Below are 20,986 nucleotides of genomic sequence, written 5' to 3'. Positions count from 1 at the left end.
GCTTGCGCCCGGATCGCCCGGAACCTCAGTCGGCCCCGGGCCGACTCACCCGGCCCGATTCCATTCGCGCGTACGCAGCGGCAGCCCGGAGGTCCCGCTCTCCGGCGACTTCACGGCCAGGATCTGGTTGACCCCGATCCTGTTGTGCTCGAAGGAGAGCGCGCAGGCAGCCATGTAGAGCCGCCAGACACGGGCGCGGCCAGGAGTGCTGAGCCGCACCGCCTTGCGCCAGTTCGCCTCCAGGTTGGCGACCCACTGGCGCAGCGTGAGCGCGTAGTGCTCGCGGATCGACTCGACGTCACGGACCTCGAAGCCGGCTTCCTCGAGCGAGCCGACGGTACGGCCGAGCGGGGCGAGCTCACCGTCCGGGAAGACGTACCGGTCGATGAACTCGTCCACCTGGTAGGCGGATTCGTCCTTCTCGGGACGGCGGGCGATCTGGTGGTTGAGCAGCCGGCCGCCGGGCCTGAGGAGCGAGAAGAGCTGGTCGGCGTACTCGTGGTAGCGGACCTCACCGACGTGTTCGGCCATGCCGATGGAGGAAATGGCGTCGTACGGACCGTCCCTGACGTCCCGGTAGTCCTGAACGCGGATCTCGATCCGGTCGGTGAGACCCTCTTCGGCAATGCGCTTGCGGGCGAAGGCGGCCTGCTCACGGGAGAGGGTGACGCCGATGACCTGGACGCCGTACTCGCGGGCGGCATGGATGGCCATGGCGCCCCAGCCGCAGCCGACGTCGAGGAGCCGGTTCCCCTCCTTCAGGTCGAGCTTGCGGCAGATGAGGTCGAGCTTGTCGCGCTGGGCGTCTTCGAGGCTGCTGTCCTCGTCCTCCCAGTACGCGCACGAGTAGACCATCGACGGCCCGAGCACCAGCGCGTAGAAGTCGTTGCCGACGTCGTAGTGGTGGCTGATGGCCCGCTTGTCGCGGAGCTTGGTGTGCAGCGGCCCCAAGCGCCGCCGGACCTCCTCGGCGGGCGGGGCGGGCGGTGGCAGCATCCCGCCGATCTTCAGCAGCCCGCGGGCGGCGGCGCGCATGCGCGGGTCGCGGACGGGGTGGACGCTGTCCGTGGACTCGTCGCCGCGCTCCCAGAGGAGCCCGGCGAGCAGGCCGAGCGCGGTGTACAGATCGCCGTCGACATCGATCTCCCCGGCCACCCAGGCCCGGACCAGCCCGAGCTCCCCGGGCCGCCACAACAGTCGGCGCAGCGCGCGCCGGTGCCGAATGACGAGAACGGGACCGCCCGGCGGCCCGGCCTCGCTGCCGTCCCAGGCCCGGATGCGGACCGGGAGCGGGTCTCCGAGCAACTCCTCGGCAAGAGTGGTCAGCCGCAGTGCGGCGTCGGCCATGGCGCACACCTCCGTGACGGTGGATCCCAGAAATGCTGCGCACCACGCGCGCTGGGCTGCGCGGTGCACTCCAGGGAACAATCCGACCACCCTGCGCGCTTCCCGACATCACGCAATGCCCGAGCAAAATACCTGCATGCCACACGTACCCGTCCGGGCGACGGGAACGGGCGCGTGCGGCCGCCTCGTTGACGGAAGAAATGTCCCGCGCACGGCCGAAGGGGCCGCCCGCACCACGGATGGCGGGCGACCCCTTCGGGGTAGGACATGCTGTGCTGCTGCGGCTAGGAGGCCTTGGCCTTCTCGGCTTCCGCCTTCTGCTCTTCGGCCTTCTCCGCTGCCGGCTTCGCAGCGGCCGCCGGAGCCGGCTTCGCCGCCTCGTAGAACTCCTCGCGCGGCGACTCCATCGCGCCGAGCGAGACGACCTCACGCTTCAGGAACATCGCCAGCGTCCAGTCCGCGAAGACACGGATCTTGCGGTTCCAGGTCGGCATCGCCATGCCGTGGTAGCCACGGTGCATGTACCAGGCGAGCCGGCCCTTGAGCTTGATCTTCACCTTGCCCATGACGATCATCGCGACGCCCTTGTGCATGCCGAGACCGGCCACCGCACCCTTGTTGGCGTGGCTGTACTCCTTCTGCGGGAAGCCCCGCATACCGGAGATGACGTTGTCGCCGAGGAGCCGCGCCTGACGCAGCGCGTGCTGGGCGTTCGGCGGGCACCAGGCGTTCTCCACGCCGGCCTTGCGGGCCGCGACGTCCGGGACCTGGGCGTTGTCGCCGGCGGCCCAGATGTAGTCGGTGCCCTGGACCTGCAGCGTCGTCGTGGTGTCGACGTGGCCGCGCGGGCCCAGCGGCAGGCCGTAGCGGGCCAGCGCCGGGTTCGGCTTCACACCGGCCGTCCACACGATGGTGCTGGAGTCGACCTCGAGGCCGTTCTTCAGCACCACGTGGCCGTCCACGCAGGAGTCCATCGACGTCGAGAGGTAGATCTCGATGCCGCGGCCCTCGAGGTGCTCCTTGCCGTACTTGCCCAGCTTCGGACCGACCTCGGGAAGGATCTTGTCGGCCGCGTCGACCAGGATGAAGCGCATGTCCTCGCGCTTGACGTTCGTGTAGTACTTGGCCGCGTCGCGCGCCAGGTCCTCCACCTCGCCGATGGTCTCGGCGCCGGCGAAGCCGCCGCCCACGAAGACGAAGGTGAGCGCCTTGCGGCGGACATCCTCATCGGTCGTCGAGTCGGCCTTGTCGAGCTGCTCGAGTACGTGGTTGCGCAGGCCGATGGCCTCTTCGATGCCCTTCATACCGATGCCCTGCTCGGCGAGGCCGGGGATCGGGAAGGTGCGGGAGATCGCGCCGAGCGCGACGACCAGGTAGTCGAAGGGCACCTCGTACGCCTCGCCGACGAGCGGCGAGATCGTGGCGACCTTGCGGTCCTGATCAATGGTGGTGACCCGACCGGTGAGCACCTCGGCCTTGGGCAGGACGCGTCGCAGCGGTACGACGACGTGCCTCGGCGAGATGCTGCCTGCGGCGGCTTCGGGGAGGAAGGGCTGGTACGTCATGTACGAGCGCGGGTCCACGACCGTGACGGTCGCTTCCGCGTAACGCATCTTCTTCAGAATGCGTCGAGCTGCGTACAGGCCTACGTACCCACCGCCTACAACGAGGATCCTGGGACGCTCCGTGGTGCTCATGCCATCGAGTATCCACCCCCCTCGGAGGGGGTGCTCGTGAGCCCCTTCACAAGCTCCTGACCCACCTCTGCTACACTGCGCCGCCCACGTGACCGAGGTCATGGCGGCGGAGGGGAACCACGGTGTAAAGGCAAACGCTGTTCGCCCCCCGTGAGCTGGTCCCTAAGGGGCCGCCCGGCGGTGGACCACTGCCCTGATCAACGCTCCCGCAACATGCCTGGATCCGTCCGGAATGCACGCACCCGGGACCGACGGGTGGGCCGCGGGGGGCTTTCGACCCCCCGCAGCGCCCAACAAGGACGTTTTCCTTGTGAAGAACTTCACGAAGTTCGTCGCGCCGCAGTCGCGAGACCGGTCTCTAGGCGATGGACCAGGCGATCCCGTCGAGGATGTCGTGCTCGCTGACGACCACTTCGCGCGCGCCGATCCGCTCCATGATCTCCCTCAGCACCAGCGCCCCGGCGCCGATGACATCCACGCGCCCCGGGTGCATGACCCGGTACGCGGCGCGCTGCTCGTGCGTGGACTCCAGCAGCGTGTCGCTGATCCTCACCACCTGCTCGTAAGGGATCCGGGCGTGGTGGATCTTCGTCGAGTCGTATGCGTCGAGGCCGAGCGCGATCCCCGCGACCGTCGTCACCGATCCGGCGAGACCGACCAGGGTGCGCGCCTCCCGCAGCGGGACGGTCTCCTCCGCCAGGTCGAGCGCGGCCCGGATGTCCGCGCGGATCGCGGCGATCTCGTCGGCCGCCGGCGGATCGTTGCGGATGTGGCGCTCCGTGAGCCGTACGCAGCCGATGTCGACGGACCGCGCGGCCAGCACGTGCTCCTCGCCGACGACGAACTCGGTCGAGCCGCCGCCGATGTCCACGACCAGGCGCTCCTCGTGACCCGGCAGGCCCCCGGTGGCGCCGGTGAAGGAGAACTCCGCCTCCTGCTCGCCGGTGATCACCTCGGGCTCGACGCCGAGGATGTCGAGGACGCCGCGGACGAACTCGTCGCGGTTCTCGGCATCGCGCGAGGCGGAGGTGGCCACGAAGCGGAGCTTCTCGGCACCGTGCTTCTTGATGACGGCGGCGTACTCGCGGCAGGCCGCGAAGGTCCGCTCCAGCGCCTCGGGCGCGAGCCGTCCGGTGCGGTCCACGTCCTGACCCAGCCGGACGATGATCATCCGCCGGTCGAGGTCGACCAGCTCGCCGGTCTCGGGGTCCGCGTCGGCGACGAGGAGGCGGATGGAGTTCGTACCGCAGTCGACGGCGGCGACCCGGGTCACTCCTTGTCCCCTTCTTCACGAGCCGCGGCTTCTTCACGGGGCGCGACCGCTTCACCGGGCGCGACCGCTTCACACGGCGCGACACAGGGGCCCTTGCGCCACCACTCGGGGAGCATGGCGATCGCCTCGTCGCCCAGCGGGTTCACCCCGGGCCCGGCCGCGAGCGAGTGGCCGACCAGGACGTGCAGGCACTTCACCCGGTCGGGCATGCCGCCGGCGCTGGGGAAGCCCTCCAGCACCTCGATCGCGTCACGGCGCGCGATGTAGTCCTCGTGGGCGGCGCGGTACGCGGCGGCCAGCTCCGGGTCGGTCGCCAGGCGCTCGGTCATCTCCTTCATGACGCCGTTCGCCTCGAGCGTGCCGATCGCCGACGCGGCCCGCGGGCAGGTCAGGTAGTACAGCGTCGGGAACGGGGTGCCGTCGGGGAGTCGCGGAGCGGTCTCGACAACATCCGGCTGTCCGCACGGGCAGCGGTGCGCGATCGCGCGCAGGCCGCGCGGCGGGCGGCCGAGCTGCTCCTTGAACGCGGCGATGTCCGCGTCGGTCGGCGGAGTGGGGTCGGTGGTGGGAGGGGGCGTTTCCATGCCTGCCTTGGTTCTACTTGGCTGCTACTTGCGGTCGGCGTTGTCGACGCCGTCCCAGACGTTCGAGTACCAGGGACGGTCCGCCGCGCCTTCGTCGGTACGGCGGTGCTCTGCGGCCTCGGGGTCGATCACCGTGTACCCAGTCTCTCCCGGAAGCACGAAGTGCAGGTGCTCGCGGGCCAGCCGCTCGATGTACCTGTCGTCCTGGAGGCGCGCCTTCTCGTCCCTGAGCCGCTCGACCTGCTGCTCGGCGTCGTCCATCCTGCGCCGCTGCTCGGCGATGTCGGCGCGCTGGGAGACGTACTGACGCATCGGGTACGCGAGCGCGACGACCAGCGAGCAGATCACCAGGGTCAGAAACGCCGCCCGGCCGGTGAGCCGGGAGCGGCGGTCCTGCCGGCGGCTCTGGGAACGGTAGACGCGGGCCGCGGTCTGCTCGCCGAGCAGCCGCAGCCTGGTCGCGGTGGAGAACCGGTCCTGGTCCCCTTTGCGTGCCATGGTCTCGCCTCCCCACTACGCGCGTACGTCCCCGGACACGGTACGGGACCGTGACCGGGGACGCTTCGCTTCGCTACGCCTTTGCCACCCATTCACTTCTCTGGATGCACAGCGCGAATGACAGGGCGTCAGCCGATGATCAGCCCTTGAAGCGCGGGAAGGCGGAGCGGCCCGCGTACACCGCGGCGTCGTCGAGGATCTCCTCGATACGCAGCAGCTGGTTGTACTTGGCGACGCGCTCGGAGCGGGCCGGGGCGCCGGTCTTGATCTGGCCGCAGTTGGTGGCGACGGCCAGGTCGGCGATGGTGACGTCCTCGGTCTCGCCGGAGCGGTGGGACATCATGCACTTGAAGCCGCTGCGCTGGGCGAGCTCCACGGCGTCCAGGGTCTCGGTCAGCGAACCGATCTGGTTCACCTTGACGAGCAGGGCGTTCGCGGCGCCGTCCTCGATGCCGCGGGCCAGGCGCTCCGGGTTGGTGACGAACAGGTCGTCGCCGACGATCTGGACCTTGGTGCCCAGCTTGTCGGTGAGGACCTTCCAGCCGGCCCAGTCGTCCTCGAAGAGCGGGTCCTCGATGGAGACGAGCGGGTAGGCCGCCACGAGCTCCTCGTAGTACTCGGTCATCTCGGCGGCCGAGCGGGACTTGCCCTCGAACTCGTACAGGCCGTCCTTGTAGAACTCGGACGCGGCGACGTCGAGCGCCAGCGCGATGTCCTTGCCCGGGGCGTAACCGGCCTGCTTGATGGCCTCGAGGATGAGGTCCAGGGCGGCGCGGTTGGAATCCAGGTTCGGCGCGAAGCCGCCCTCGTCGCCGAGGCCGGTGGAGAGGCCCTTGGTCTTCAGGACGGACTTGAGGGTGTGGTAGACCTCGGCGCCCCAGCGCAGGGCCTCGGAGAAGGACTCGGCGCCGATCGGCGCGATCATGAACTCCTGGATGTCCACGTTGGAGTCGGCGTGCGAGCCGCCGTTCAGGATGTTCATCATCGGAACGGGCAGCAGGTGCGCGTTCGGGCCGCCGAGGTAGCGGAAGAGCGGCAGGTCGGAGGCCTCGGAGGCGGCGTGCGCGACGGCGAGGGAGACGCCGAGGATGGCGTTGGCGCCGAGGGAGGACTTGTCCGGAGTGGCGTCCAGGTCGAACATCGCCTGGTCGATCAGGCGCTGCTCGGTGGCGTCGTAGCCGACGAGCTCCGGGCCGATCTGCTCGATGACGGCGAGGACGGCCTTCTCGACGCCCTTGCCCTGGTAGCGGTTCTGGTCACCGTCGCGGAGCTCAAGAGCCTCGAACGCACCGGTGGAGGCGCCGGACGGAACAGCAGCACGGCCCGTGCTGCCGTCGTCGAGGCCAACCTCGACCTCGACCGTGGGGTTGCCTCGGGAGTCCAGGATTTCCCGGGCTACGACGACGTCGATGGACGGCACGAGCATCTCCTTCTGGGATGTGACGCGAGAAGTGCAGGGTCTCTTGGCCTTGCGACATGAGCCTAACCGGCTCCACGGCATCGGCCAGCCGTTGCCCGCCCGCTGGGACGAAAAACGCCCCGAAGACTCGCGGCGCAGGACAAACAGCACGTGAACTACCTGCGGGTAACGCCACGAGGGCCCGGCAAGGACCGGGACGGGTACCGACCGGAACAGACAGAGCCCCGGCCCAGCGCGTACGGGGGGGAGACGCGCCGGACCGGGGGGTCTGGGACCCGGGGTCAGCTCAGGTGGAGCCGCACCGGGGGTCTGGGACCCGGGAGGTCAGCTCAGGTGGAGCTGCTGGCCCGGGAAGATCACATCGGAGTCCTTGACGATGTCCTTGTTGAGGTCGAACAGCTTCTGCCAGCCGCCCTTGACCTTCTTGGCCTCGGCGATCGTGCCGAGAGTGTCGCCGGCCTTGACCTTGTACTCGCCGTCGCCCTTCTTGAAGCCCTTGGCTGCGGGCGCGGACTTCGCCGGGGCGGCGGGGCGCTCGGAGCGCGTCGTGGGGGCATCGGCGCGCTTCGGGGCGGGCTTCGGGGCGGGCTGCGCCTGCTGCGTGGTGCCGGAGCCACCGTTGTAGGCGGCGTTGGAGAGGCCGACGCCGCAGTTCGGCCAGGCACCCTTGCCCTGGCCGGCCAGGACCTTCTCGGCGATGGCTATCTGCTGGGACTTGGAGGCCTGGTCGGCGGAGGAGGCGTACGCCGTGCCGCCGTACGCGGCCCAGGTGGAGGCCGAGAACTGCAGGCCGCCGTAGAAGCCGTTGCCGGTGTTGATGGACCAGTTGCCACCGGCCTCGCACTGGGCGACCTTGTCCCACTCGGAGGCGGTCGCGGCGGAGGCGGAGGTGGCGCCCATCAGCGGGGCGGCGACGACGGCACCGGTGACACCGGCGAGCGCGGCGATGCGGGTGGCCTTGGACGGGCGGCGGTGCTTGTTCTTGCTGGAAAACAGCATGGAACGTCTCCTCACCGACGCCTACGAGGTGAGCTGTCGGGTTCGGGCCAAGTGAGTTGCCCGGCCGCGCATGCTGCGCGCGGCTTCACCCCAAGCCGGCCCGTCGGCCGTTGCGTACTGCTCTCAACGGCCGGGCCCGGCGCTTACCTTGGGTCCCCCGCTCCTGCCTTCGGCGCTCTGTGCGAACGACTACTCCCCCCGACCGGCGGCAGGATTCGGCGTGACGGTCAGTGGTGCCCGCGGTGGCGAGCGGTTCAGACCGTAGACACAGCTCTCCCCGATGTCCAAAGACGAACATCGGGGAGGAATCGCCCATTTCACTACTCAGGGAACTCTCGTTTCCGCAGGTGAGAAGCGGAACAACCGGACCCGAGGGGCGAGATATGCCAGTTGGGACAAAGAGACCCATGTCTCAGTTGAACAAACTCGGACATACGCCAGCGAACTGCCGCTACTTCACGTCCAGATCGAGGCTCTGGCCAGGGAGGATGAGATCCGGATCGGCGCCGACCGTCTCGCGGTTCGCGTCGTAGATCGCGGACCAGCCACCGGGCAGCTTCTGCTCGTCGGCGATGGCCCACAGACTGTCGCCGGGACGGACGGTGTACTCGCCGGGCAGGGCGTCCGCTTTGTCGGTGTTGCCGGTCTTGTCGACCTCGTCACGTGTCGCACCGTCACCTCGCGAGGCATGGCGGGCATCTTCGCGCGGATTGTCCGTATTGCCCGGCTCGGTCTCCTCCGGGGCGCCACGGTGCTTGCCGGTGCCGCTGTCGGCGCCGGCGTCCTGCCCGGCACCCGGGTTCGTCGACTCGGACGGCCGGGTCGACGCCTTGGGGCTCGCCGGCGCGGAGGAGTCCACGGACGGCTCGGCGGAGGGCTCCGCGGGTCCGGAGGTCCCGGCGGAGGGCTCCGCGGACGCGGCCGGCGGTGCGGGGGTGCTCTGCCCCGGCGACGGCATGGCGCCCGGGTCGACGCCGGTCGCGGCGCCGTCGTTCGTCAGCCCCGACAGCAGCGAACAGCTGGCCCACGCCTGGGGACCCTGCGCGTCGAGGACCTTCTCCGCGACCGCGATCTGCTGGGAGCGGCTCGCGAGGTCGGCGGTGGGCGCGTACGCCGTACCGCCGAAGTCCTGCCAGGTCTGCTGCGAGAGCTGCAGACCGCCGTAGAACCCGTTGCCGAGGTCGGCGCTCCACATGCCGCCGCTCTCGCACTCCGCGACGCGGTCCCATGTGGAGGCGTCGGCGGCGGAGGCCGATCCGGCGCCGAGCAGCGGGATGGCGATGGCCGATCCAGTCACCCCTGCCGCGACGACGATGGCCGGAGCCTGGCGGGGTCGGCGGTGTCGTCCGTTCCCGGAGCGCATGCGGTTGCCTTTCGCGTGACTACAGACGTGACTACAGCCATGTCTTGCGGATCTGACCACAGGCCTGACCACAGATGTGACTGGTGGGACGACGGTGAAGGTAGCGGCATTCGAACGTTGGTCACAAGTCGATGCAGCGGAGATCACGTGAAAGTCACAGTCTTGACGCTTCGTCAGATTTGTCGAGGTGTGAACTCAACGGGCAGAGTGCGCAATCCGCGCATAATGAGCCCCCCGCGCCATCGCAAATCGGCCGGATCTCCCGCAAGCCGCAAGTCGGGCATCCTGCGGAGCAACGTCGCCAGCGCCGTCTGCCCCTCCAGCCGGGCGAGCGGCGCACCGAGGCAGTAGTGGATGCCGTGCCCGTACCCGAGATGCTGGTTGTCGCGCCGGGAGAGGTCGAGAATGTCCGGGTCCGTGAACCGCTCCGGATCCCGGTCGGCCGCGGCGAGTACGACGAGTACGGGATCGCCGGCGGCGATGTCCTGTCCGCCGAGGCTGAGCGGCTGCGTGGCGAACCGCCAGGTCGCGAGCTCCACCGGCCCGTCGTACCGCAGCAGTTCCTCGACACCTGTCGCGAGCAGCTCGCTCTCCCCGGCCGCGAGCGAGGCCTGGAGCCGCTCCCGCTGCCCCGGGTTGCGCAGCAGCGCGTAGACGCCGTTGCCGATGAGATTGACCGTCGTCTCGAAGCCCGCGAAGAGAAGAATGAAGGCCATCGCGGCGGCCTCGTTCTCGGTGAGGTGCTCGCCGTGGTCACTGGCGCGAATGAGCCCCGAGATGAGGTCGTCGCCCGGATCTTCCCTTTTACGGTGGATGAGTTCGGCGAGATAGCCACGCATCTTCTTCACAGAACGAGCCACACCGCCGCGCGGCCCGCCGCCGTGCCGGATCATCATGCCCGCCCAGTCGCGGAAGTCGTCCTGGTCCTCGCGCGGGACTCCGAGCATGTCGCAGATGGCGTAGATGGGGAGCGGGAACGCGAACTCATGAATGAGGTCCGCCTCCCCCTTCTCCCCGCTGTGCTGATTCTCGAAGATGGTGTCAATGAGACGGTCCGTCAACTCCTGCACCCGCGGCGCGAATTCGGCGACCCGGCGCGGAGTGAACGCCTTCGACACCAGCCGCCGCAACCGGGTGTGGTCAGGTGGGTCGATGTTCAGCAGATGCGTCATCAGCTCGGCCTTGCGCTCGCCCGGGATCCCCGTCTTCCCCTTGGCGTGCGCGGGCTCGGCGTGGTGCACCGGGTTCTTGGACAGCCGCTGGTCGGCGAGCGCCTGCTTGGCGTCGGCGTACCGGGTCACCAGCCATGCCTCGACCCCGCTGGGGAGCCGGGTGCGGTGCACGGGGGCGTGCTCGCGCAGCCAGGCGTAGGCGGGGTAGGGGTCGGTGGCGAACTCCCAGGTGAAGAGTTCGGGGGCAGGTGTGTTGCTCACGCCCCGACGTTATCCGGCTTCCCGTCGAGGGCCTTCCTGGCACCGGGGCACCGAAAGGTACTAACCGGCGTGGCCCTCCGCCGCGCGGATCGCATCCCGGTAGGCCCGGGCAGCGGCGCGCAGTGCGGCCTCCGGATCCGTGCCCGCCTCCTCGGCACGAGCAGCGAGGGCGAGCAGTTCGTACCCGATGCCCTCGCCGGCGGGCAGCGGCACGGTAAGTCCCGCGGTACGGACCCGGGAGGCGAGCTTCGCTGCGAGCGCGAGGCCGGGCTGGCCCAGCGGCACGCCGTCCGTGACCGAGTCGCGCTGCTTCTCTATGGCCTTCGTGCGGAGCCAGTGCTCCTTCACGTCCTCCGGCGTCTCGGCGCTCTCGTCGCCGAAGACATGCGGATGGCGGTGGATCAGCTTCTCCACGATCGTCCCGGCGACGTCGTCGATGGAGAACGGCTCGTCCTGATCCTCCTCCGCGATGCACGCGTGGAAGACGACCTGGAGGAGTACGTCCCCGAGCTCCTCCCGCAGCTCGTCGCGGTCGCCGTCCTCGATCGCCTCGACGAGTTCGTACGCCTCCTCGATGCCGTACTTGGCGAGGCCCTTGTGGGTCTGCTGCGAGGACCACGGGCACTCGAGCCTGATCCGGTCCATGACCTGGACGAGGTCGATGAGACGGGCGCCGGGCAGGTCGTACGAGCCGGGGAGCAGCTCCAGATCCGGCATCTGCACCCGTCCGGACCCGGCCAGCCCGGCGAGCCCGTCGGTCAGGGCCCGGTCGCCCTCGCCGGACGGGACGACCACGACGGTACGGCCGCCGGCGCAGGCGTCGACGAGCTCCTGTGCGGTGGGCGCGGCGATCTCGACGTCGACACCCGCCTCGCGCAGATACGGCAGCTGCGGATGACCCTCGTCGGCGCACAGCACCCGGTCGGCGGCGTGCAGCGTCTGCCACGCGGGCCAGGACAACAGCCCGGGCGCGACGCGGTGGCTGGCGGTGAGCAGGACGATACGGCCGGAGGCAACGGGTGCTTCTGTGGTCACCCGTCGAACCTACCTCGCACTAAGCACCCGTCTCGACGGGCTGCTCCTCCTTGGTGACCTGGGTGATCCAGGGGGCCTTGTAGCTGCTGAGCTCGAGCTTCTGGTCGTCCCAGGTGCCGTAGCGCGGGTTGACGTCGATGTGCAGCGCCTTGGCGGCGGCGGTGAAGGCCTGGTTGAGCTTCTGCTGGCCCTCGGGGGTGTTCGTCGCACCGAGGGAGGTGGCGAGCTTGTTCACCAGGATGTCGCGGCGTACGACGTCGTCGAGCTGGGCCGGAGCGACGCCGCGCTGCTGCAGATACATGGCGGAGAGCTGCTCCTCGCCACCGGACTGCTGGACCAGGGCGGCCCGGCCGTCCTGGACCTCCTTGCGGCTGACCTTGACGCCGGCGTCGTCGGCGGCGCGCTGGACGACCTGGTCGACGATGAGGTCGTAGAGCTTGGCGCGGCTGAGCTGCCCACTGTCCTTGATGAGCTGCGCGGACTGGGGGGAGCGCTGCTGGGCGGCGCGTACGTCCTTCACCTTCGCCTGGACGGTGGACACATCGATCCGCTCGCCACCCACGACGGCGGCGGCCCCTGGGTGCGCGTCACTGCCGCAGGCGGAGAGGAGGGGCGCGGCGGTGAGGAGCGCGGCGGAGACGACGAGCGCGGTGCGACGGCGGCGGTGCAAAGGAGCCTCCCGGCGTGATTGTGCTTCGGTGCACAAGACCCTGCGGTGATCGATGGTAGGCAGTCCCAGGGGTCTGGGCCACTGATTCGCCAAACGATTCGCCTGCGGTTGCGGATGCGCGGAGCGGCCGTCAGCCGGCCGACTGCACGGCGCCCCGTTCCCGTGTCAGGTCTGAGGCACCCGTTCCGGCTCCGGCTCCCGCTCGCGCGGGACCGGATCCGGTCGCAGCATGATCGTCCGGGAGACCACAAAAGTGATCGGGATCGCCGCGCCCGCCGCGATCAGCGGCGCGTAGCGGCTGCCGAAGTGCAGTACGTCCACCAGCAGATAGACGCCGGTCGTGGTGACGACGAAGTTCGCGGCGTTGGTGAGCGGGAAGAGCAGGAACTTCCGCCAGGTCGGGCGGGTCCTGTAGGTGAAGTACGAGGTCAGGAAGAAGGACCCGACCATGCTGAGCGCGAAGGCGATGACATGCGCCGCGACATACGGCAGCCAGGTCAGCAGGGCCAGATACATCCCGTAGTACGTCCCGGTGTTCACCACCCCTACCAGGGCGAATCTGACCATCTGGACCCGGACTGTCATCGTCTTACGAGCTCCCCCGTGCGTGTACGCCGTTCTCCTTCCTGCTGGTGCGGAAGGTCGGCGTCAGTGGCCTTCACCAGGAAGTGCGGTCGCCGCTTCACCTCGTAGTAGATACGGCCGACGTACTCGCCGACCACCCCCAGCATCAGCATCTGTACGCCGGCGAGTGCGGTGACCGCCACCAGAAGGGTGACATACCCGGGGGTGTCCACGCCGTTCACCAGGGCGACACCGACAATCCAGGCGGCATACGCCATGGCGAGTGTGACAAGCAGAAGCCCGAGATAGACGGCGGCCCGCAACGGCTTGTTGTTGAAAGAGAGCAGTCCGTCGAGGCCGTAGTTGAGCAGTTTTCCGAAACTCCATTTGGAGCGGCCCTGCTCACGCAGCGCATTCTCGTACTCGAAGGTCGTGGTGCGGAATCCGACCCAGGCGAAGAGACCCTTGGAGAACCGGTTGTACTCGGTGAGTTCGAGGACCGCGTCCACGGTACGGCGCGACAGCAGCCGGAAATCCCCCACGCCGTCGACGAGTTCCACGTCGACGAGGCGGTTGATCAGCCAGTAGTAGGCGCGGGCGGTGACGGTGCGGGTGACCCGGTCGCCCTTGCGGGTGCGCCGGGCGATGACTTGGTCGAAGCCCTCCTGGTGCAGCTGCAGCATGCGCCGGACCAGCTCCGGCGGGTGCTGGAGGTCGGCATCCATGATGACGACCGCGTCGCCCTCGGCATGCTGGAGGCCGGCGAGCATCGCCGCCTCCTTGCCGAAGTTCCGACTGAAGGAGACATAGCGGGCACGAGGGTCGGCCGCGGCGATCTCCTCGAGGAGAGGGAGCGTACGGTCCTGGCTTCCGTCGTCCACATAGACCAACTCGAATTCCTGCCCGAGCAGGGAGATTTCCGCGGTCACATGTTCATGGAAGCGGCCGATGATCTCCTCTTCGTTGAAGCACGGAACAACTATCGAGATCAGCACGGAAGAACAACATCCCACCCGAATGTCCCGTGCGGATTCCCTACATGACGCGTAGGCGACCATTCCGTGAACTGGGCTTCCCGCGGGATGTTTTCACGATCGGCGCTGGCATATTCGAGGAATCATGTCGACTCTGCAATCCGCGCGCGGCCGCGCCGCCGCCCTCGCCGCACTGATCACCGTGGGGGCCGTGTGCGCCGGTGACGCCGTCGCCCGCAGCTTCCCCTTCGGACCGCACACCCGCAGCGTGAACGACCTCGGCAATCAGTTTGTTCCGTTTCATGCGCATCTGTGGGATCTGCTGCACGGCCGGGCGGACGGCGGACTGCTGCTCAACTGGCAGTCCGGTTACGGAACCAGCTTTCTGCCCGACCTCGGGACCTATCTGACCAGCCCGTTCTCGATGCTGGTCGGGCTCTTCCCGCGGGACGGGATCGATCTCGCCGTCTATGTGGTCACGCTGCTGAAGATGGCGACCGCGGCCGCGGCCATGACCTGGCTGCTGCTGTCGCTGCGCAAGGACACGGGCGGGCGCTGGTGGATGGCGGCGGTGCTCGGCGCCTCGTACGCGCTGTGCGGCTGGTCGGTCGTCGAGGCCTCGTACAACCCGATGTGGATGGACGGCCTCGTCGCCTTCCCGCTGCTGTGCATGGTCGGCGAGTGGGCGCGCACGGCACGCCGGCCGGTGCTCGGCCCGGTGGTCGTCGCGGTGGCGTGGATCGCCAACTTCTACACCGCCTACATGGCGACCATCGGGGCCGCGCTGGTGCTTCTCGTGCGGCTGCTGCTGGAGGAGACGGCGGCAAGCGACCGGATGCGGGCGCTCCTGCGGGCCGCCCGGGCCGTAACTCTCGGCATCGCGCTGGCCGCGCCCGTACTGATCCCCGTCTTCCTCGGCTCCAAGCACGCCTATCCGGGGTGGACGAAGGAGTTCGCGCCGGCCGGCTGGGCCGATGTGTTCGCCCGTACGCTGCCGGCGACGTACAGCTTCTTCACCCCCGCGGTCTTCCTCGGCAGCGGTGCGCTGCTGCTGGCCGCCGCGCTCGCCTTCAACAGCGCGGTGCCGCGCCGTGAGCGCTGGGTGTGGACGGGGCTGGCGGCGGCCGTCGCCGTATCGCTGCAGTGGGGGCCGACACACCTGGTGTGGCATGTCTTCGCGACGCCCAACGGCAGCCCGTACCGGCAGACCTTCGTCTTCGCCGGGATCCTGGTGATCGCCGGCTGGATCTGCCTCTCGCACGGCTGGCCGGGGCGGCGCGCCCTGCTCGGCGGCGGCGCGGTGGTGGCGGTGATCGCGCTCGGGGCCTCCTTCAGCGACCTGGTCACCGCCTGGACGTTCCCGCTGTTCGCGGCCGGGATCGCGGCGGTCCTGGCCGGTCTGGTGCTGGCCAGGCGCGGAAAGTACGCCGTGCCGGCCGCGCTGCTGCTCAGCGGCGCGCTGGTCGGGCAGGCCGCGGCGACCACCGCGTACGCCGACCGGCAGCGGCTGGGCAGGCTCGACGACTATCCGGCCTGGGGCGAGCCGCAGAGCGAGCGGGCCGCGGCGGTGGCGAAGGCCGACGGCTGGCCCGGCTACCGCACCGATCCGGGCCGCGACCAGATCACCGGGAACGATCCGATCCTGCTGGGCGGCCAGGGCGGCTCGTACTACAGCAGCCACACACCGGATGTGTACACACGCACGCTGGCCGCGCTCGGCGCGGGCTGGACGTCCAACGGCCGCAGTGTGCAGTCCCTGGACAACCCGGTCACCGACGCGATCTTCTCCGTCGGCGCGCGGGTCCGCACCAGGCAGGGACAGCACCCGGAGGTGACCCGGTCGGCGACCGGGCCGCTGCTGACCGTACGGCCGCCGGGGCCCGAACCGCGGTACGGCGACTCGCCGTTCCACAACCAGGAGATGCTGCTCGGCGCGCAGGTCTACAGCTCCCCGGTCGCGGGCGCCTGTCCGGTCGGCAGCGAGGTCTTCCTGTGGGCGCCGGACTTCACCGGGACCGCCGGGCTCGGTGGCGGAAAGCCGGTGAAACTGCGCGGCGGGCAGCCCAAGCGGCGTGCCGCGCTGACCCCGCTCGGGACGGTCACCGCGCCGGACACCACGATCGGCTACGGCCGCGCGGCGCCGCGCCGGGCGAGCGTCGGCTGTCTGGACCGGGCGAAGCTCGCCGCGGCCGTGGACCGGCTGAAGTCGACGGGCGCGGTGTCCGTCAAGGTCACCGACAGCGGTGTACGGGCCCAGCTCCCGCCCGGCACACGGGGGACGGCGGTCCTCGCCGCGCCCCGGATCGCGGGCTGGAGCTGCGACGGCAGGCCCGCGGACTCCTACCTGGGTCTCGTCGCCGTTCCTCTGGACGGAAAGTCGACGAGAGTGGACTGCTCCTTCCGGCCGCCCGGCCTGAAGGCCGGTACGGCGATCGGGGCGGCAGGCCTGCTGGCGCTCGGAGTGATCGCCCTGCTGCCGCTGCTGAGGTCACGCCTGCGACGCCACAACGGCCGTGTGCAACGGGACGCCCGGATGTGAACGACCGGTCCGGTCAGCCGCTGTGGAACTGCTGCTGCCGGTCGAGCGCACGACGCAGCTCGACCGGCAGCCGGTGGTAGGGCCCGTACGCCCGCTCCGCGTCGTACAGCAGGCCCTGCAGCTGCTGCCGCGCCGCCGTATGGTCGCCGACCGCGAGCAGCAGATGGCCGATGCGGTGGCGGACGTCGAAGGCGCGGGCCGGGTCCGCGCCGCCCGAGCGGTGGTCCTCGTAGTACGGCAGCACGGCGCGGTACTCGGCGAGCGCGGCGGCCGGCTCGCCCAGCTGCTCCAGGCACTGCGCGGCGTCGTAGCGGAACTGCAGCGTCTGCGGATCGGCCGGGCCCGTCTCGGCGGCCCGGTCGTCGGCCAGCCGCCGCAGCTCGGGCAGCGCACGGCGGTACTGCCCGTCGTCCATCAGCGTCGTGGCGTACTGCTTGCGCAGGATCCGTACGACCGGCGAGTGCTCGCCGTGCTCGGCTGCGGCGGCCGGGAGGATCCCGCCGAGGATGTCGACGGCCTGGGTGATGCTGCCCTCGCCGAGGAGGCGCTTGACCTCGTCGACCGCCGCCGCCACATCGGGGCGGGGTGCCACCGGCGCGGCGGAGCGCGGGTCCGGGGGCGGGCTGGTGACCCGGTCCGGCCACGGCGCATGCGGGCGCAGGAAGGGGCGGGTCGGGTCGAGCGGACCGCCGGGCGCACCGCGGCTGGGCAGCAGCGGTGCGAGCGTCTCGTAGACCTCCTGCGCACCGGACGGGCGGTGCTGCGGGTCCTTGGCGAGCAGGCGCAGCACGAGCGCTTCGAGCGGCTCGGGTATCTCGGGGCGCAGCTGGCGGACCGGGAGCGGCGGCTCGTAGAGATGGCGGTGCAGCACGCCGAGGGCGGTGGAGCCCGCGAACGGGACGTTGCCGCTGAGGAGTTCGTGCAGCAGCACACCGAGGGCGTAGAGATCGGTGTACGGGCCGACCGCGCCGCCCATCGCCTGCTCTGGAGCCATGTAGGCGGGGCTGCCGATGGGGGATCCGGTGTGGGTGAGGCGGGTGGTGTCGGTGTCGATGACGGAGGCGACACCGAGGTCGAGGACGGTGACCGTGCCGTCGGGCTTCACCATCACATTCCGCGGCTTGAGGTCGCGGTGCACGATCGGCACGGCGTGCACGGCGGCGAGCACGGCACAGAGCTGGGCGGCGACCGAGACGGCCCACGGCCAGGGGTACGGCTCGTGCTCGGCGAGATGATCGGCGAGGTCCGCGCCCTCGACGTACTGCATGACGAGATAGAGGTCGTCGTCGTCGCTGCCCGCGTCATGGACGGTGACCAGGCCGGGATGGGAGACCTGCGCGGTGACCCGGCACTCGCGGACGAAGCGGCGGCGCATCTCGTCGGCGGCGGTGGCCGCGGCCATGCGGTCGGGGCGGAGCAGCTTGACGGCGACGCGGCGGTCGAGGCGGCCGTCGTACGCCGTCCAGACCTGTCCCATACCGCCCTGGCCGATGACGGCCGAGAGCTCGTAACGGCCCGCGATGACGCGTCCGTTCACCGCCCCTGCTCCCGGCCCTGCTCCCGGCCCTGCTCCTTGCGGAGGTAGTCGCTGAGCTCGTCGAGCTCGGCGCGGACCTGGTCGATACGGGGTTTGTCGGGCTGAGGCTGTTGCGGTGGGACGGGCGGGTAGCCGGAGCCGGGCCCCTGGGACGTGTGAGGCATCTGCGTCGGCTGGGGCGGCAGGCCGTACGGGGCGGTCGGCGCGGCGTACGGGGCGGTCCGGGCGGCGTACGGCGGGGGCGGCGGGCCCCAGGTCGCCCGGGGCTCCTGGTAGTGACGGATGTCGGCCACCAGATAGTGCGTGGGCACCCCGATGGCGAGCCCGAGCAGAAGCGGCAGGAACACATAGTCGAGGGCGGTCATCTCGTCCTGCTTGGCCGCACCGGTCTCGGCCTCGGAACCGAATTCGCCGATGACGACGAACGCGGTGATCGCGAGGGCGAGGCTGACCCAGAACAGCAGCCAGTCGAGCCGTCGGCGGCGCATGATCGCTATTCGTAGCATCGTGCCCCAGGCGAGCATGCCGAAGCTGAGCAGCGCGAGCGCCACGAAGAGCACGCGCATGGCGACGAGCAGCGCGGTGGGCGGTCGCTTGGGCTGCGGCGGCGCATAGCCGTGGCCGTGCATTACTGCTCCTGATGGCCTGGGGACGAGGCAGATGGGGACGAGCGTATACATCGACACGGACAACAGGTCCCGGGTTGTACGGACCCGTTGTCCGATGCGTCACGCTCCGGCTCTCACTCCGGCGTGACCGAGCCGTCCGTCAGCCCGTCGTACAGCCCCTGGACGAGCTGCTCGCCGAGCCGCCCGGCCTGCCTGAGCGCGTCCTCGAATTCGGCGAGCGCGCGGAAGCGTTCGCCGTAGCGCCGCTGATCGGCGAGCGGCAGCCGGGGCAACTGGAGTCGGCGCACATCGAGCCGGGTCGCCGTGGAGGCGTAGCTACTGGCCTGCCGGTTGTTGGCGGTGCCACGCAGGAAGCCGGCGAGGAACCAGGGGTCGAGCGCGGCCGGATCGGGGTGCAGCAGCTGGAGATTGCGGCCCAGGGCCGCTCCTGCGGTGGCCTCGTCGATGACGCGGACGACGGATCCGCCGCCGAGCACGGGCACGACGACATCGCCCACTCCGACGCGCACGGGCTCCTCGTCGGGGACTTCGGGAAGCGTGCCCGAGGGCGCGGTGCCGGAGAGCACGTCCTGTTCGGTGAGTACGGGCTCGGGCTCGGTGCTCGTACCGCCCGTGCCGCCCGTACTGCTCGTACCGCCCGTACTGCCCGTGCCGCCCGTTCCGCCCGCGCTGATCACCAGCGCTCCCGCGCGGGCCAGTTCGCCGACGGTCGTGGCGGGCCAGGGGGCGGGCTGCGCCTGCCCGGCGGGTGCCGGGGTGAGCTCCCCGGTCAGCCGCAGGGTCTCGGCGAGCCGGTCCCGTACGCGCAGCAGCTCGTCCGCGCCGCCGCCCGCGGCGGGGGGCGGCAGGTGCCGGGCGGGGGCCAGGTCCACGTCGTCGTCGAGGAGTTCGATGACGGGAACCGAGCGGCTGACGCCCGGCTGCTCCTCGGCCGTGCCGTGCTTCTCGAAGGGCTGCCAGGCGTCGAGTACGGCGCTGTGAACGGCCTGCCAGTCGAGCTTGTCGCGCCCGCCGCCCGCCCCGGCGAGCTCCGCGGTGTCCACGAACAGCAGCTCGGGCGGGGCCGCCCGGCCCGGGTCCGGCTTGCGCAGCACCCAGATGTGCAGGGGGATGCCGTACGGGGGCGCGGCGCCGGCGGGCAGGGCGACGACGGCCCGCAGCGCACCGCGGCGCAGCAGCCCGGCGCGGATACGGCGGCCGGAGCGGCGGGACGCGGCGGCGGGCGGCATCAGCAGGACGGCGGCGCCGCCGGGGCGCAGCCGGGCGAGCGCGTGCTGGACCCAGGCCAGTTCGGACTCGGTACGGGCCGGGAAGCCGTACTCCCAGCGGGGGTCGTAGGCGAGTTCGTCGTGGCCCCAGTTGCGCTCGTTGAACGGCGGGTGGCAGAGCACAGCGTCGAACGCGGGCTTCGGGAACGCGTCACCGCGCAGGGTGTCGCCCGCGCGGGCGCGCACCGTGGCGTCGGAGTGCAGGGCGAGGCGCAGACCGGTGAGCGCGGCGAGGTCGGGGTCGGCGTCCTGTGCGTACAGGGCGGTGGGGCGTTCGACGGCGCGCAGCAGCGTGCCGGTGCCGGAGGCGGGATCGAGCACGGCGCGGGCGCCGGCCCCGGCAAGCGCGGCCATGAGCGCGGCGGGCCCGGGCGGGGTGAGGGTGTACTGCCGGGGGTTGGCATCCAGGTACCGCCCGAGCAGAAACTCGAAGGCCTGGCGTGCGCCGAGTTCGGCAGCCAGCTCGGCGACACCGCGCAGGAGAGGGACGGATGCCGGCAGCGAGGCTTCCGGTCCGGACGAGGAGCCCGCGGCCTCTGTGAACAGTTCCTGGCGCGTCACCGAGCCCGGGTGCGCTGTGAACACCGCCGTGAAGAGCCCCACCGCATCCTCGCCGAAGCGCGCTGTGAGCACCTGCTCCAGCGCGCCGGGCAGCAGCTCCGCGAGGCGCTGGTCCGAGACCGCCGTCAGCTCCAGCCAGGCCGGGTGACGGTCCCTCACGAGCAGCAGTGTGCAGCCCGCCTGCACCAAGGCCGGTACCGGGCCCGCGAGATGGCCCGACAGCTGTTGCCAAACCCTTTCACGGAGCGGGACTTCGGCGAGTTTGCCCTGGTCACGGAGCCACTGCTCGACCTCGGTGAGCGCGAACGACGGGCTCGCCTCCGTGCCGCCGACCGGCTTCGGGAAGTCGGCGTGACGGCGCCGCCAGTTGCTGACCGCGGCGCGTCCAACTCCCGCCAGCCGGGCGATATCGGCCGCCGTCACCTCGCTCGATTTCTCCGGCACCTGGCTGACTCCCTCGTAAGCGCTGATCCGCACCTGCCTGTTGTGTCGCCGAGCATAGCGGCGCACCCCGGAGAAACCTCTTCACAGCGTGAGCGAATCACGATTCCGTGAAGCGCGTTGACTCGGTTCACAGCGTCTGCTCTTATTGACC

General features: G+C 70.4%; 17 protein-coding genes and 1 riboswitch. Of the genes, 1 reads left to right on the top strand and 16 read right to left on the bottom strand.

Annotated features, from left to right (window positions below):
- Window positions 1-45 precede the first annotated feature (45 nt).
- The 13 genes from ACFWDI_RS02045 to ACFWDI_RS01985 all read right to left on the bottom strand — a co-directional run bounded on the left by ACFWDI_RS02045 (window position 46) and on the right by ACFWDI_RS01985 (window position 13,878).
- Complete coding sequence (locus tag ACFWDI_RS02045) at window positions 46-1,347, bottom strand: class I SAM-dependent methyltransferase (RefSeq protein WP_385300763.1); 1,302 nt, start codon at window positions 1,345-1,347, stop codon at window positions 46-48.
- 284 nt (window positions 1,348-1,631) lie between these two features.
- A complete protein-coding gene (locus ACFWDI_RS02040) occupies window positions 1,632-3,044 on the bottom strand; it encodes an NAD(P)/FAD-dependent oxidoreductase (RefSeq protein WP_385300762.1) in 1,413 nt (470 codons plus the stop codon).
- A gap of 358 nt (window positions 3,045-3,402) precedes the next feature.
- Window positions 3,403-4,317 (bottom strand): exopolyphosphatase, encoded by a 915-nt coding sequence (locus tag ACFWDI_RS02035; protein ID WP_385300761.1) that lies wholly within the window; start codon window positions 4,315-4,317, stop codon window positions 3,403-3,405.
- Window positions 4,314-4,901, bottom strand: a complete 588-nt coding sequence (locus tag ACFWDI_RS02030) for a DUF501 domain-containing protein (protein ID WP_385300760.1) — start codon at window positions 4,899-4,901, stop codon at window positions 4,314-4,316. The genes ACFWDI_RS02035 and ACFWDI_RS02030 overlap by 4 nt, the downstream gene beginning before the upstream one ends.
- 24 nt (window positions 4,902-4,925) lie before the next feature.
- Window positions 4,926-5,399: a septum formation initiator family protein gene (locus ACFWDI_RS02025; RefSeq protein ID WP_327324050.1), complete on the bottom strand. Its 474-nt coding sequence runs from the start codon at window positions 5,397-5,399 to the stop codon at window positions 4,926-4,928.
- A 139-nt stretch (window positions 5,400-5,538) separates the two neighbouring features.
- A complete protein-coding gene (eno, locus tag ACFWDI_RS02020) occupies window positions 5,539-6,825 on the bottom strand; it encodes a phosphopyruvate hydratase (RefSeq protein ID WP_327324051.1) in 1,287 nt (428 codons plus the stop codon).
- Between the two features lie 318 nt (window positions 6,826-7,143).
- Window positions 7,144-7,818, bottom strand: a complete 675-nt coding sequence (locus ACFWDI_RS02015) for a transglycosylase family protein (RefSeq protein WP_385300759.1) — start codon at window positions 7,816-7,818, stop codon at window positions 7,144-7,146.
- A 3-nt stretch (window positions 7,819-7,821) separates the two neighbouring features.
- A riboswitch (cyclic di-AMP (ydaO/yuaA leader) is annotated at window positions 7,822-8,003 on the bottom strand.
- 266 nt (window positions 8,004-8,269) lie between these two features.
- Window positions 8,270-9,181, bottom strand: coding sequence for a transglycosylase family protein (locus ACFWDI_RS02010; RefSeq protein WP_385300758.1), 912 nt, complete (start codon window positions 9,179-9,181; stop codon window positions 8,270-8,272).
- 173 nt (window positions 9,182-9,354) lie between these two features.
- Window positions 9,355-10,614 (bottom strand): cytochrome P450, encoded by a 1,260-nt coding sequence (locus ACFWDI_RS02005; RefSeq protein WP_385300757.1) that lies wholly within the window; start codon window positions 10,612-10,614, stop codon window positions 9,355-9,357.
- A 60-nt stretch (window positions 10,615-10,674) separates the two neighbouring features.
- A complete protein-coding gene (locus ACFWDI_RS02000) occupies window positions 10,675-11,649 on the bottom strand; it encodes a nucleoside triphosphate pyrophosphohydrolase (protein ID WP_385300756.1) in 975 nt (324 codons plus the stop codon).
- A gap of 19 nt (window positions 11,650-11,668) precedes the next feature.
- Window positions 11,669-12,319 (bottom strand): SurA N-terminal domain-containing protein, encoded by a 651-nt coding sequence (locus tag ACFWDI_RS01995; protein ID WP_385300755.1) that lies wholly within the window; start codon window positions 12,317-12,319, stop codon window positions 11,669-11,671.
- 165 nt (window positions 12,320-12,484) lie between these two features.
- Complete coding sequence (locus tag ACFWDI_RS01990) at window positions 12,485-12,904, bottom strand: GtrA family protein (protein ID WP_385300754.1); 420 nt, start codon at window positions 12,902-12,904, stop codon at window positions 12,485-12,487.
- Window positions 12,901-13,878, bottom strand: coding sequence for a glycosyltransferase family 2 protein (locus ACFWDI_RS01985; RefSeq protein ID WP_327324059.1), 978 nt, complete (start codon window positions 13,876-13,878; stop codon window positions 12,901-12,903). Before ACFWDI_RS01985 ends, ACFWDI_RS01990 begins: the two co-directional genes overlap by 4 nt.
- Window positions 13,879-14,002: 124 nt before the next feature.
- On the opposite strand from ACFWDI_RS01985, the gene ACFWDI_RS01980 reads away from it, so the two are divergent.
- On the top strand, window positions 14,003-16,396 hold the full coding sequence (locus ACFWDI_RS01980) for a YfhO family protein (protein WP_385300753.1): 2,394 nt from the start codon (window positions 14,003-14,005) through the stop codon (window positions 16,394-16,396).
- A 13-nt stretch (window positions 16,397-16,409) separates the two neighbouring features.
- Here ACFWDI_RS01980 and ACFWDI_RS01975 read toward each other — a convergent pair whose 3' ends face one another.
- From ACFWDI_RS01975 to ACFWDI_RS01965, 3 genes are all read right to left on the bottom strand, one after another.
- Window positions 16,410-17,933 (bottom strand): protein kinase, encoded by a 1,524-nt coding sequence (locus ACFWDI_RS01975; protein ID WP_385300752.1) that lies wholly within the window; start codon window positions 17,931-17,933, stop codon window positions 16,410-16,412.
- Complete coding sequence (locus ACFWDI_RS01970) at window positions 17,930-18,562, bottom strand: hypothetical protein (protein WP_385300751.1); 633 nt, start codon at window positions 18,560-18,562, stop codon at window positions 17,930-17,932. Before ACFWDI_RS01970 ends, ACFWDI_RS01975 begins: the two co-directional genes overlap by 4 nt.
- 113 nt (window positions 18,563-18,675) lie before the next feature.
- Window positions 18,676-20,835 (bottom strand): N-6 DNA methylase, encoded by a 2,160-nt coding sequence (locus ACFWDI_RS01965; protein WP_385300750.1) that lies wholly within the window; start codon window positions 20,833-20,835, stop codon window positions 18,676-18,678.
- Window positions 20,836-20,986 lie beyond the last annotated feature (151 nt).

This window comes from Streptomyces sp. NPDC060064 (assembly GCF_042736455.1).
Taxonomy (GTDB): domain Bacteria; phylum Actinomycetota; class Actinomycetes; order Streptomycetales; family Streptomycetaceae; genus Streptomyces.
The sequence above is the reverse complement of the archived record's forward strand: the minus strand, read 5'-3'. Positions and strand labels throughout refer to the sequence as shown.

What these genes read in the sequence shown, in the direction of transcription:
- ACFWDI_RS02025 (WP_327324050.1), bottom strand. Translation starts at nt 5,399, where the DNA reads ATGGCACGCAAAGGGGACCAGGACCGGTTCTCCACCGCGACCAGGCTG.
- ACFWDI_RS01990 (WP_385300754.1), bottom strand. Translation starts at nt 12,904, where the DNA reads ATGACAGTCCGGGTCCAGATGGTCAGATTCGCCCTGGTAGGGGTGGTG.
- ACFWDI_RS01980 (WP_385300753.1), top strand. Translation starts at nt 14,003, where the DNA reads ATGTCGACTCTGCAATCCGCGCGCGGCCGCGCCGCCGCCCTCGCCGCA.
- ACFWDI_RS02030 (WP_385300760.1), bottom strand. Translation starts at nt 4,901, where the DNA reads ATGGAAACGCCCCCTCCCACCACCGACCCCACTCCGCCGACCGACGCG.
- ACFWDI_RS02045 (WP_385300763.1), bottom strand. Translation starts at nt 1,347, where the DNA reads ATGGCCGACGCCGCACTGCGGCTGACCACTCTTGCCGAGGAGTTGCTC.
- ACFWDI_RS02040 (WP_385300762.1), bottom strand. Translation starts at nt 3,044, where the DNA reads ATGAGCACCACGGAGCGTCCCAGGATCCTCGTTGTAGGCGGTGGGTAC.
- ACFWDI_RS02015 (WP_385300759.1), bottom strand. Translation starts at nt 7,818, where the DNA reads ATGCTGTTTTCCAGCAAGAACAAGCACCGCCGCCCGTCCAAGGCCACC.
- eno (WP_327324051.1), bottom strand. Translation starts at nt 6,825, where the DNA reads ATGCTCGTGCCGTCCATCGACGTCGTCGTAGCCCGGGAAATCCTGGAC.
- ACFWDI_RS02010 (WP_385300758.1), bottom strand. Translation starts at nt 9,181, where the DNA reads ATGCGCTCCGGGAACGGACGACACCGCCGACCCCGCCAGGCTCCGGCC.
- ACFWDI_RS01970 (WP_385300751.1), bottom strand. Translation starts at nt 18,562, where the DNA reads ATGCACGGCCACGGCTATGCGCCGCCGCAGCCCAAGCGACCGCCCACC.